Origin of the sequence: Leeuwenhoekiella sp. ZYFB001 (assembly GCF_011784865.1) — a bacterium.
Taxonomy (GTDB): domain Bacteria; phylum Bacteroidota; class Bacteroidia; order Flavobacteriales; family Flavobacteriaceae; genus Leeuwenhoekiella; species Leeuwenhoekiella palythoae.
Map to the genome: position 1 here is coordinate 3,231,265 of NZ_CP050460.1, position 13,470 is coordinate 3,244,734.

Annotated in this window: 9 protein-coding genes; 2 read left to right on the forward strand and 7 right to left on the reverse strand. The window is 41.6% G+C overall.

Going from position 1 to position 13,470, the window contains the following annotated elements; translation table 11 throughout:
* Positions 1-19: 19 nt before the first annotated feature.
* On the forward strand, positions 20-796 hold the full coding sequence (locus tag HCN54_RS13830; protein ID WP_167598243.1) for a DUF4625 domain-containing protein: 777 nt from the start codon (positions 20-22) through the stop codon (positions 794-796).
* A 137-nt stretch (positions 797-933) separates the two neighbouring features.
* The gene (locus HCN54_RS13835) at positions 934-1,410 is read left to right on the forward strand and encodes a DUF4625 domain-containing protein (RefSeq protein ID WP_167598244.1); all 477 of its coding nucleotides are present in this window, start codon (positions 934-936) and stop codon (positions 1,408-1,410) included.
* A 118-nt stretch (positions 1,411-1,528) separates the two neighbouring features.
* On the opposite strand, the gene HCN54_RS13840 is transcribed toward HCN54_RS13835, so the two are convergent.
* From HCN54_RS13840 to HCN54_RS13870, 7 genes are all read right to left on the reverse strand, one after another.
* Positions 1,529-3,334, reverse strand: coding sequence for a ribonucleoside-diphosphate reductase subunit alpha (locus tag HCN54_RS13840; RefSeq protein WP_072980538.1), 1,806 nt, complete (start codon positions 3,332-3,334; stop codon positions 1,529-1,531).
* A 3-nt stretch (positions 3,335-3,337) separates the two neighbouring features.
* Positions 3,338-4,621, reverse strand: coding sequence for a ribonucleotide-diphosphate reductase subunit beta (locus tag HCN54_RS13845; protein ID WP_167598245.1), 1,284 nt, complete (start codon positions 4,619-4,621; stop codon positions 3,338-3,340).
* A 499-nt stretch (positions 4,622-5,120) separates the two neighbouring features.
* Positions 5,121-7,232 (reverse strand): TIM-barrel domain-containing protein, encoded by a 2,112-nt coding sequence (locus HCN54_RS13850; RefSeq protein ID WP_167598246.1) that lies wholly within the window; start codon positions 7,230-7,232, stop codon positions 5,121-5,123.
* A 10-nt stretch (positions 7,233-7,242) separates the two neighbouring features.
* Entirely contained in the window at positions 7,243-9,084 is a 1,842-nt protein-coding gene (locus HCN54_RS13855) for a glycoside hydrolase family 13 protein (RefSeq protein ID WP_167598247.1), read from the reverse strand.
* 93 nt (positions 9,085-9,177) lie between these two features.
* Entirely contained in the window at positions 9,178-10,623 is a 1,446-nt protein-coding gene (locus tag HCN54_RS13860) for an alpha-amylase (protein ID WP_167598248.1), read from the reverse strand.
* 59 nt (positions 10,624-10,682) lie between these two features.
* A complete protein-coding gene (locus tag HCN54_RS13865) occupies positions 10,683-11,825 on the reverse strand; it encodes a SusE domain-containing protein (protein WP_167598249.1) in 1,143 nt (380 codons plus the stop codon).
* A gap of 15 nt (positions 11,826-11,840) precedes the next feature.
* A complete protein-coding gene (locus HCN54_RS13870; RefSeq protein ID WP_167598250.1) occupies positions 11,841-13,466 on the reverse strand; it encodes a RagB/SusD family nutrient uptake outer membrane protein in 1,626 nt (541 codons plus the stop codon).
* Positions 13,467-13,470 lie beyond the last annotated feature (4 nt).

A 13,470-nucleotide genomic window follows, 5' to 3' on the forward strand; every position in this document is an offset into this window, starting at 1 on the left:
AACACTAAATCTAAATTTTATGAAACTAAACATGAAACACTTAGCACTATTTGTACTTGCGGGTATTACTTTAAGCTCGTGTAATGATGATGACACAGATGTCATTGTAGAAGAAGCTCCTCTCATCTCAAATTTTGAGTTTGGAGAAGGAAGCACGCACGGTGATGAGCAGGTAGCTTACAAAGGTTCTGACATTCATTTAGAAGCAGAGATCGTTGCAGAAGCTACTGTAAGCAGTATTACCTTAGACATTCACGCACACGATCTAGAAGTTGGTGAAGGCGAAGAAGAATGGCATTTTGAGCAAGAATTTACAGATGAAAGCTATCTGGTAATCAACCCTACTTTTCACGAGCACGTAGATGTTCCTGCGACAGCTCCGGCGGGAGAATACCACATCACACTGACTGTTACCGATACTAACGGAAACAGCACAGAAGTTGAAGGTCACATTCAAGTATTAGATCCTGTTACTACCAGCAACCTTTCAATTGATGAAAGCGTAGCGCGCGGTTCTGATTTTCACGCTGAATTTTTGATCGAAGCGGTACACGGAGTACACAACATCACCGTTGACATTCATGCACACGGACTCACCGTAGGAGAAGGTGAAGCAGAATGGGATTTTGAGCAAGTTTTTGAAGAAGGTTACCACGGGGAAACTTCAGTAGAATTTCACGAGCATATTGATGTTCCTGCTACTGCGCCAGTAGGTGAATACCACATGGTTATCACTATTGAAGATGAAGAGGGTAACATCTCTGAAATTGACACGCATCTTGACGTGACTGCCTAAACTGTATTAAAACTAAATGCCTGCGTTTTGCAGGCATTTAGTTTTTAATCGCTTTTGTGGCTTTGAGCCACACCTAGCATTACCCTGAGCTTATGCTCAGTAAACCTTACTCAATCATTGAGAAAAAATAAATTTTTATGAAAAGAATAGCTTTAATAACACTCGTTTTTGGCAGTCTTTTTATCGCATCGTGTTCGTCAGATAATGATTCGGTTAGAGATGAAGAACGCCCAACCATTACAGTAGACTACAGTGCCGGTTTTCCGCAAGGTTGTGAAACCCTACAGCGCGGCGAGACCTATACCTTTACTGCAAGAGTAACAGACAATCTCGCACTGGCTTCATACAGTCTTGATTTACATCATAACTTTGACCATCACACACACGACGACCAAGGGGCTACTTGTGATCTGGAACCCGTAAAAACTGCGGTAAACCCGTTGATCTACATGGAAAACTTCAGTTTAGATAACAGGCCTACGGAATATGAAATTCAAATTGAAGTGAGCATTCCTGAAGATATTGATACCGGCGATTACCACTGTGCATATTCTGTTACTGATGAAACCGGATGGCAAAGCAGGACTTCAATTGATATTAAGATCGTCGAGTAAATTCAATGTTTTGAGCTTATCAACATTAAGTTTTTCTATTCAGTTACGGTATAAAACACTAAAAAATCTATATAAAAAAAACCCGCCAATTGGCGGGTTTTTTAGTTGCTTCAATTAGTTAAGCTTCACAGCTTACACACTCTTTTTTCTGCTTAAACTTCTGCGCAGCATTCATACTGTGCTGATAGTAAAGCGACTTTAAACCTAGTTTCCAGGCGGTGATATGAATTTTATTGATCTCCTTAATAGGCATATCAGGATGCACTAAAAGGTTTATTGATTGTCCTTGATCAATATGGTTTTGTCTGTTTGCAGCTTGATAGATGATCGCCATCTGATCGATCTCTGCATAGGTTTTAAATACGTCTTTTTCCTGCTCCGTTAAGAATTCAAGATGCTGAACGCTACCGTCGTTATCACGTACGCTTCTCCACACTTCTGGAGTATTCATACCTTTTTCTTCAAAAAGCTCTTCTAAGAATGGGTTTTTGATGGTCGTCTTGATCTTAGCGATATCTTTTACATACACATTAGACCAAATTGGCTCGATACCTTGAGAAACCTGTCCTAAAATAAATGCTGAAGAAGTAGTAGGTGCAATAGCATTAAGCGTTGCGTTACGTCTTCCGTAGCCTTTTAAAACTTCAGGCTCACCAAACTTTTCTGCAAGCTCTTCTGAAGCTTTATACGAACGTTGCTTGATCTCTCTAAAGATCTCACTGTTTAAATCATAAGCTTCCTGGCTGTCAAACGCGTGTCTCTTAGACTGAAGTAACGAGTGCCATCCTAATACTCCAAGACCTAAAGCTCTGTTTGATTTTGCGAAGTTATACGCACGCTCCATAAACATAAAGGTCTGGCGGTGATCGCGATTGTCTGAATCACGATATTCTTCAAGCTTGTCTATAAATTCGGTAAGTACTGCATCTAGGAAGCACACCATAGTTTCTACAGCATCTGTATTCTTCCACTTATCATAATGCAATACGTTAATTGAAGAAAGTACACATACAAAAGACCACTCATCACTAGAAGGTAACATAATCTCAGTACAAAGGTTACTTGCATAGATATCGTGCCCTTTATCTTTATAAACATCCGGTTTTCCGTTGTTCGCATTATCAGTATAGAAAATATACGGATAACCCATCTCACCACGACGTTGTAATACTTTGGCCCAAACCTCACGCTTATCTGTATCTCCATCGATCATCTCCTGCATCCACGTGCTATCTACAGTAACCCCGTGTGTCAATTGCTGAATCGAGTTCCCTTCGGTACCAATTTCTAAGAATTCTTTGATATCCGGGTGACTGATTGGTAAGTAAGGAGAGAATCTACCACGACGCACAGAACCTTGACTCACTACATCAACCATCTTATCAAACAGCTGCATGATGTGTACCGCTCCACTTGCATAACCATTGTTCTTCACCGCAGCACCACGATGACGTATTTTTCCAAAATACCCAGAAGTACCACCACCAAGTTTTGACATCATACCCACCTCTGACTGAGTGTACAGAATGTTACCCATATCATCATCGATATGCGACCCAAAACAACTGATAGGAAGACCACGCTTTTTACCAAAGTTTGACCAAACCGGAGAAGCCAATGAGAAATAGCCTTCGCCCATATATTTGTAGAACTTATCAGAAAAGCCGGGCATTTCTAAAATCTCTTCAGCACGATCTGCAATCTCACGAATACGCTCTTCTGCGCTCACCCCTTCAGATAAGTAACCTGCCGCTAAAAAGCTACGGCTGTGCTCTGTAAGCCATTTAAATGATCCTTCTGTTTCTTCGGTCTTTTCGGTAGCATCGTGCAATGCGTCACGACGCGCCTTTAAAAGATCGCTTTCTTTTGAAGGTTGAACTTGGGTCTCTGTTGTGTTTTGGAAATCTGTAGTGTTTTCTCTCATGGCTTAAAATAAATCGTCACTGGTTATACTTTGTGTTCTTTTGCTATAATTGATCGAGCGTTTTACGAAGAAATCGCCGTGCTTGGTTCCTATAATTTCATCATCAAACCATTCGGTTTCCTGAAGTAATGCTTCATCGATATCAAAGAGTTTATCAAGACCGATGGCTTCAAGCGATTTGTTGAATCTGTTTTTAACAAACTCATTGATCACTGCTTTTGGTAAGAAGTCTAGTTCGCCTTTTTCAAAAATCCAATCTACCACTTTGCTTTCTGCCTCAAATGATCTCAAGCACATGTCCTTGATCAAGTTGTTATGGTCTTCATCAAACCACTCTGGATTTTCTTTCTTGATGATGTTGATAATATCTACACCAAAATCTCCGTGAATCTGCTCTTCTTTTGAAGTCGCTTCTACTGCATTAGAAATTCCCTTAAGCATATTTTTATGCTTGTTGAACGCCATAATGATCAAGAATTGAGAGAACAGCGACACGTGCTCAATAAACAAAGCAAAAAGCAAAATAGACTCTGTGTATTCTCTATCATCATCACTTTTAGCATGCTTGAGCGAAGTCTCTAAATAGTGCACACGCTTCATGATTACCGGCTTCTTTTTAAGCTCTTTGAACTCTTCATTAAGGCCTAAAATCTCAAGCAGGTGTGAATAGGCATCGTGATGTCTTACTTCACTTTCTGCAAAGGTCGCTCCTACAGCCGCGATCTCAGGTTTTGGTAAACGATGGTGCACATCTCCCCAGAAGGTTTTCACTGCCACTTCGATCTGAGAAATAGCAAGCATCGTGTTTTTGATCGCGCTACGCTCTACTTCGCTTAGACCGGTTTTAAAATCCTGGATATCGCTGGTGAAATTAAATTCGGTATGAATCCAATACGAGTGTCTAATCGCAGCAACATATTCATTCAGCTCTGGGTACTCGTATGGTTTAAGGTTAATGCGCTTCTCAAAAATATTGGTTTTGCGCTCCATCGCACGTTTGTTACGGTAGATGATATACGCTTTAGCCACATCATGAAATTCACTGCTCATCAGCTTTTCTTCAACCATATCCTGCACTTGCTCTACCGTTGGGATATAATCTGCTTCACTGTCTTTATTGATCAACAAAGCCTCATACACCTGCATTGAGATCAATTTAGCATCTTGCTCAGACCCGTGTCCTAAAGCTGCCATCGCATTGCTTATCGCATTCGTAATTTTTTCTAATACAAAAGGTGCCGTGCTGTAATCCCTTTTGATAATTTTTTTAATCTCTTGTGAACTCATGATATCTCCTTAAAATGTCTATTGAAACGCTTATATCGTAAAAATTGAAGTCAAAAATCCTCACGTCAGCACCGACTAAAAAGCCGACACCCGTCTTAAAAACAGGCAACTAAAAAATTGAGTGTGAGTATCTTTTAACTACTTGTAAAGTTTAAATTTTGTTCAATACGATTTGAAGTGTGGCTCAAAAGGTTTTCAACGATTTATCAACGATTCTTTTGAAAACTTTTTAAAATACTGAACAACAGAATCTTAAGTGCGTAATTTGTAAATGTTAAGATTTAAAATCCAAGCACTTTTACAGTCCAAAAAACCGAAGATTTTTAGCGCTTAGAACTGTTAAAAAATCGATCAGCAAGTGATTTTTTAGGCGTTGACAAGCCATGAATTTTTCAAAAATTAAAGCAGAATAGCCGTGGCCTATTTTTCAACATAAAAATCAAAGCATAAAAAAAGCTTCCCCAATGAGAAGCTTCTTGATTTAGATCTAATTCAAAAATTAATTCAATCTAATGGTGTCGCCAGATTGCCATTCAGAGTACTTCACAGCTCCGTCTTGCACTAAAGCGATCTTAAACTTACGATCCATCGTGCGAGAACCTTCAGTTTGCTCAATATGCACTTCAACCTGATCATCAACTGTGGTAGCTTCAAAAGCTAATATAGAATAATCGCCTGATTGATACCCGTAACCTTCTCCTGCATCATCATAAAGACTTCCTGAAGCTTTTCCTTCAGCATCCAGATTAATAAATAAAGTGATTTCTGAAGTGCTGTATTCTACGGTACTTTGAATTACAGGACCTACAGGAAGAACCGCCCCGTCTCTCAATTTAACGGTGGCCTGATATTTATCTGTGTTTTCTTCGAGCGTAAGATCTTGCCAGTCTCCCTGAGGCATCTTAAGATTTTCTGCCCATTGCGGAATAACCATCAGATCTTCCCCTAAGAGGAAACTCTGCTGCTCCTCTCGCAAAGAAATATCGGTGATGTCAGCAAAAAATGTGGGACGCATAATAGGCATTCCGGTTTGAGAAGCCTCGTGAAATAAAGTATATAAATACGGCAATAGGCGGTATCTGCGATTGATCGCTGTACGTGATACCTGCTCAATTTCTTCACCAAAAGCCCAAGGCTCTTGCGCTTCGGTCTCGTTTGAGGTGTGATTTCTACTGAAAGGATAATACGCACCTAAAGCGATCCAATTGGCAAAAACTTCAGGGGTTGGACTCTTAGTAAATCCGCCAATATCAGGGCCGTTAAAAGGCTGACCGCTCAAACTTAAATTGATAGACATTGGGATAGACATTTTAAGGTTTTCCCAAGTAGAAGAGTTATCTCCTGTCCACGTAGCTGCATAGCGCTGCCCACCTAAAAAGTTGGCTCTTGAAAGCACAAAAGGTCTTTTTTCTGGGTTTACTGCCATAATTCCTTCACGGCTAGAGCGTACCATTAAAAGTCCGTATACATTATGATAACGCAAATGCTTATCCATAGGTAAAGCGCCACCGCCTCGATGCAAGTTACTATCTGGCATAGAACCTCCCGGGCCATCAAAAACCGCCGGCTCATTCATATCATTCCAAACGCCGTCAATACCTAAATTCATAAAATCGGTATACAACGACGCCCACCATTTTTGCGTGCGGGGTTGGGTATAATCTGGAAAAGCAACCTGCCCAGGCCAAACTTCGCCATTAAACTCCTCTCCACCTGCGGTTTGCACCCAATGATCACCGGCTGTTCCTTGCTGATAAATCGTGTATAACGAGTCCTGCTTTACCCCGGGATCGATCATATAAACCGATTTAAAATCTTTGTCGTGTAGGTAATCATTTAAGCCCTTGGGATCCGGAAAACCTTCTTTATCAAAGGTAAATACTCTGAAACCGTCCATATAATCAATATCCATCCAGATCACATCTGCCGGGATTTTACGCGCTCTAAACTCATCTGCCAACTCTTTTACACTAGTATCAGGATAGTAAGAGTAACGAGATTGCTGATAGCCCAAAGCCCAAAGTGGCGGCATCGCCATCGTTCCTGTAAGTTCCCCTAAAGCTTTCATCACTTCTTGAGGCGAATCTTTCTCGATCACCAAAACTCTAAACGTAGGTCCTTCACTTATGAAAGTCACTTTATCGTCGAGAACGATCTGCTGGCGCCAACTGTGATCTGCTAAAATACCAAATGAGCTTCCGTCTTTGCGAACGCCCAAAACCCAAGGATGCGCTTGATACAATTGCTTTCCTTCAAATTTTCCGTATTCATAATTGTCGGTATTCCATAGGGTAACATCGGTTCCATTACGACGCAAGTCACCTAATACTTCTCCGGTTCCGTAGAGATCTACGTGTTCCGGAAACGTAAATTGCACGGCATTTTTACCTTCTATTTGTAAAAACTGTGGCTTCACAGCCCAATTGGCAGGAAGTGGTTTTTCTTGTGATACATCTTGCGTAACCGCTAAAGATGGTAGGGTTTTATAGGACTTAAAATCTTTTGGGTAAAAGATCGCAACATCAGGTTGAACAAGGCTTGAGGTTTGCGCTACTGCAAGCTGAAAACTCACAAAAAGCAGCGCAAGAAATAACATACTGTTTTTTCTCATTGTATATATTCTAATTTAGTTGAATGATCAAGGGTGTTTTTGCTGAAACTTCCAGAGTCTCCTCCAGTTTGATTGTACTTTCAGAAAGAATCTCGAGTCCGTTGCCGGCTTCAGGCAAAACTTCTCGGAAACGTGTTAAGTCTAAAGTTTGATCGCTTGAGCTATTGTTGAGCACGACCATAATTTTTTCATCTCCAAGAATTCTGAAATACACGTACACATCATTTTCAGGAATAAATTGCGTCAAGGTTCCTTGGTGAACGGCTTTGGCGGTTTTACGCCAATTCATTAGTTTTTTAGAAAAGCTGAAAAAAGCCTCCTGCTGCTGGGTTCTGGATGCTGCTTCAAAGGCATTCTGCGCATCATCTTTCCAGCCTCCCGGAAAATCTCTACGAATATCCCCATCACCTTTTCCTTTATCGCCACGCATACCTATTTCAGAGCCGTAATACAACTGCGGAATGCCGCGTGTGGTTGCGATCAAGGCAAGTCCCAACTTATAATTGTCGAGGTTTTGGTCATAGATCTCATTAAATCTCCCGGTGTCGTGATTCTCTAAAAAGACTAAAAGATTATTGATATCCGGATATAAAAAGTCGTTTACAAAGTTGTTATAGGCTTTCATCATTCCGGTATCCCAACCCGCACCTTCAGAAAACATTGAAGTCAAGCCGTCGTGCAGCGTGAAATCCATCACCGAGGGTAAGTGGGTATTGTAATTTTGAATGGCACCAATTTTACTATCCTTTTGCCAATAGGCTATTTGCGCCTGATCGTGTAACCAGACTTCTCCAACAATATTGAAATTGGGATATTCTTCAATAATGGCTTTGGTCCATTTTGAAATTCCTTCTTTATCATTATAGCTGTAGGTATCTACTCGAAATCCGTCAAGATTGGCATACTCGATCCACCAGATTGCATTTTGAATTAAGTATTGCAACACCAATGGATTCTTCTGATTGAGATCTGGCATCGTTTTTACAAACCAGCCCTCTACACAATAGTGCTGATCATGCTCAGCTGCATGCATATCGTATTGCGTTTCCATGCGGTAATTAGATTGCGCGTAACCGGGAAACTGATTGATCCAATCATAAGTAGGCAAATCTTTGATCATCCAGTGTTCTGCACCCCAATGATTGGTCACATAATCCATCACCAACTTCATCTCGCGTTTATGCAGTTCGTCTGCGAGATTTCTATAATCTGCATTTGTTCCGTAGCGTGGATCAATTTTATACACATCACTTTGCGCATAGGTATGGTAGGAATATCCCGGGTCGTTATCTTCAAGCAAAGGCGTGCTCCAAATAGTAGTCACCCCTAAATCTTCGAGATAGTCTAAATGATCTGTAATCCCCTGTAAATCGCCGCCGTGTCTACCGCCGCTTGCTTCACGATCATAGGTATCGGTTAATCCTTCAACAGAATCATTATCCGGATTTCCGTTAGCAAAGCGATCGGGCATTAATAAATACATCGCATCGCTGCTGTCATAACTTTGTCGCTGTGCCGAACCTGCTTCGCGCTTCTTTAATTCATAAGGTCGCGTAAACGACTTTTTTCCTTTTTTACTGAAGTTAAACTGAAATGTTCCCGCCTGAAGTCCATCGGTTTCGATAGTGACAAAAAGGTAATTGGGATTTTCAGTTTTTGTCACCCCCGTGATGAGCACCTCATCATCGGTTGAAACATCGTAGGCTGCAATATTTTCTCCGTAGAAAAGAATTTGCACTTCAGAAGTTTCCATATCGGCCCACCAATAAGGTGGCTCTACCCGATCTATTTGCGCGCACAACGGAGCGCTAAACAGGAACAAAAAGAGCATTGAATTAATAAAAAGTTTCATAGGAATTGAATTAAAAAATCAGCCGAATATTTTAGGGGATAATATCCGGCTGAAGGATTTCTTCTTGTACTCACATACGCTGTATTAAAGCGTTTACTCTTCCATCACAGACCAGATCGCGTAACCGTTTGCCGGAGCTTCCAGCTGGGTACTTCCATCTTCGGCTGTCGCCGGATAGTAAGTTGAATTTTCTGTGTAATCCATCAATTGACGGCTACTCCATCCCGTGTTTATAGTACGGCGCTTAGTGCTAGTGTTGGTCGTGATATAAATGATAAGACCGGGATTAGCGTCGGTTCCTTTTCGCTTTGCGATATACTCATCCTCATCAGTAAAAAGTACTTCTAGGTCTCCAACAGCAAGCGAATTGTGAATACTCACTAACTTATCCAATTGCGCTTTAAAAGCTTCGTTTTGGTAATCTGAATAAAACAAGGTTGGATAACCGGGATGCGTCATAATAAATGCATACGCCTTGAGTTTGTTTTCACGCTCAATGTAGTTATCGATGTTCCCGTCTTTTTCGGTATCGTGATTTGCGGTAAAAGTTACCGCCTTGTCAGGATGCGTTTGCCAAACCTGATCTCTGGTCAAATAGGTCAAATCGCTGTAACGATCAAACGCCTGCTCCATGCGGTAAAAGGCTGCAAAATCAAATGCACCACTTCCTGTAGCTTCAATATGCTCACGAATAAGATCAGGATCGCCGTCCCATAATTCGCTCACAGAAAAACCACCAACATCCGCAAGGAAATCTTTGATCACAAATGACTCGAATCCTAAAACATAGTCAAATCTCCAGCCGTCAAAGCCCATCACATTCTTATAATATTTTGCTACGGAATTCTCATCTTTCCAAAGCCAGTTTTGCACGCGCTCTCTGTGATGATCCAGATTGGTTTCCGCATAAAACAAGCTGCCCGGATCGTAATTACTCACACTGTTTGGATAAAAATCTTCGTAATTTCTGTTGAACATACCCGAAGCATTTCCGTGAGTTTCGTCAAAAAGACTGTACGTATCATAACCGCGATACGGATTGTACTCTAAGCCACCACCCGAATTGTGATTCAACACGATATCTGCGATCACTTCGATATTGTTATCGTGCGCGGTAGCGATAAGATTCTCCAGATCAGTACGTGTCCCGAAGCGGGTTGCCACTGTACCGTGCTGCTCATAATCCCCAAAATCAAAATAATCTGAAACATCATACCCCATCGAGTATCCACCTGATTGACCTTTGGTCGCCGGCGGTAACCAGATACGATTGACTCCGGCTGCACTCCAATCTTCTAATTGAGTAGAAAGGGTGTTCCACCATTCAAAACGCGGTTCTACATCCCAGTAAAACGCTTGCATCATCACGCGGCTTCCGTTATCATACTCGGATAAATTAAGCGCCTGATATGCTACCGGATCCGGGGTTTCCTGACCTTCCTCTGCCTCTACCGCTGCATCATCGTCTGATGAACAGCTTATGCTGATAGCAAGCAACAGCAAAAGCAGAAACGGATATTTAAAAAAATACTGTTTCATAGTTATAAGATTTTCAAAACAAGCTGATGCCTAAAAACAGCATCAGCTCGTATGGGTGATTAATTTTTAGTAATCGAGTACTTGTATTGTCTAGGATTGCTCAAATCAAGCGTGATGGTATAATTTCCATCTTCCGGAATACCGATGTTCTGACCACCAAACTCCATTGTTCCGTCGGCATCGTTATCACCTATGTTTAAGTCCCAAGCATCATTTGCTCTGAATTTGATACCGTTATCAGGAGCTTCTTGCTCGGTAAGATCTAAGGTAAGTGACCAGATTTTTGTAGCAGGATCGTAAACCATATCGGTATCGCTATCCCATCCCGTTGGTGTTGCGTTACCAATGATTCCCCAGCTGGTTTTAGTCATCGCATAGGTTAATGCTTCGGTATCTACATTGATCAAGTAATAGCCGCCGGTTCCGTCAGGAGTTCCTGCATTAACTTCACCTTCTTGCTCAATAGTTCCTGAAAAGTCACCGTTATTTTCACCGGTATCTCCGTAATCCCCGTCAAAACTTTCGTTTGTAGGTAAGAATTTAAGTTCAGGAGTATCTGAGTTTACAAAAACAAAACCTTCATAATCTGTGTTTCCTTCAGCAGAAGCGGCAAGCGGAACTGCATCAGCAGGAGTCCAGTCTGAACCATAACCACCTCCAGATAAGAAGTTACCCACCACAAAGATTTGAGGCAATTGAATCTCCTCTTCTTCTTCAGCTTCCGGAAGGGTTACTGAAATCGCTAGCGCATCAGAAAATTGTTCTACCACATTTCCTGCATCAGCACCTACATAAGCACGCACTCTAAAGTAGATCATCCCGGTGTTAGGTTCAGGAGTAAGCGGATCGTTATCCAAACCGGCTTCACGCGCTAAACTCAACATATTACCTACCGTTACCGGAAGATTGGTTTGTGTTCCCACACCAATAACAGAAAAAGTCTCAAAGCTCTCAGTTGCAGCACCCTGAATCTCATAATTCACCGGAGTTTGTACACCAAAGTCTACTTCATTCCACACAAAACGTTCTGCTAAATTATCTGAACTAGAAGCCATCAAATTATAAGTCTCTAGTGTTGAGTTTGTAAAAACTACCCCCTCAGGATCTGGCTTTGCAGTAAATGTAAAACCGTCATCATCTGTACAAGCTGTAAAGTTTAAAGCTGCGATAAGCGCAATAAAAACAAGTGTTAAATTTTTCATCGTTTCTTTTATGTATTAGTACCCCGGATTTTGAGTAAGGTTGGTGTTAATCAATATTATATTACTTGGCAACGGAAACAAGTTTCTAAACTCATCTACCGCCGTCCCTGAACGCGAACCGCCTTTAAATGGCCATAGATAATTGCCTGTAGTAAAATCGTTAAAGCGAATTAAATCTGTTCTGCGCTGTCCTTCCCAGTACAGTTCGCGAGCGCGCTCATCAAGAATAAAATCTAATGTCAATGCCGCACTTGTGATGTTTCCACTAGTATTTCCATAAGCACGTGCTCTCAGCTCATTAATATATCCTGCAGCGGTATTCACATCACCTCCTGCACCGCCTCTAAGCACGGCTTCTGCATAGGTAAGGTAGATTTCCGCAAGGCGAATGATAGGCAGATCAGTATCTACAAAGTCACCACCGGTATCGCTTCCGGCAGCGCCGTTAGAATCTATATTGGTGAATTTTGTTACCGCATAGCCATCTGTAAATTGGTTAGCAATGGTGTTAATCTCAAAACTCTGCCCGTCTGTATAGAACATCGCACGCGAGTCTGCCCAAGCGGTAGGATTGCCGTCAGCATCACTTTCGGTCACTGAAGCATCAAATTTATTTACCAAAGCTTTGGTCGTACGTAGACCGCTCCAGCCGCCATTCACACCAAAGTTGAATGCGTCCATAGAGCCACCAATTGCAGCATGAACTAAAAAGGTGGTTCCACCGTAGGTACGTGAATTGTTTCCGTCAAAATTGAGAGCGAAAATAAATTCGTTTTGTGCTCCGTTTGAATTGTTATCAGCTAAGAAAAGTTCGTCGTAGGCTGAACCGTCTCCGTTAGCATCTGTTGTGTTGATGCTGTAGCTTGAGTTGATCGCCATTTCAGCATACGTGATCGCATCAGTATAACGCTCTGTACCCGTCCAAACTTGAGCGTTCAAATACAGCTTAGAAAGTAACGCCCAGGCAGCAACACGGTCAACACGACCATATTCATTAGCTCCGCTTTCCACTAACAGATCTTGAATTTCGAGCAGTTCACCTTCAACAAAATTGAAAATTTCAGAACGCGTACTTTGTTCAGGCAGGTCTGTAGAAACTACAGTCACTAATGGCACATCGCCAAACAGATCCATCAAATTGAAATACGCAAAAGCTCTTAGAAAACGTGCTTCAGCGATGTATGCCTCAACCTCAGCATTATCGTTTAACAGCTGTGCATTTTCAATAAACGAATTGGTAAACGAAACCTCTTGCGCCAGACGGTAATACATACCGGTTGTAAAGTCGTTACCCGCACCCCAGTTCATTGCGTGAAGATTAGGCAAACCGGGGTCTCCCCAACCTACCACGGCATTGTCTGTGGTTAATTCATTTAAACTGAATAATAATCTCGAGTATTGTGAAGTACCTTCATCAATACCTGTAATATCGGCTTGTCCTGCAGGTCCTTGCTGACCGGTTAACGCAAGACTGGCATATAGTTTTGCCAAAGCTCCTTTTGCTTCGTCAGCATTTGCAAACACGTTAGTTTCAGTAAAACTATCTGGATCAATGGGTGTCTGATCTAAATCATCGTGACACGCAATGAGCAAAAGCGTAGGAATAAGAAGCGCTATTTTTTTAATGTAATTCATTTTCATAGTT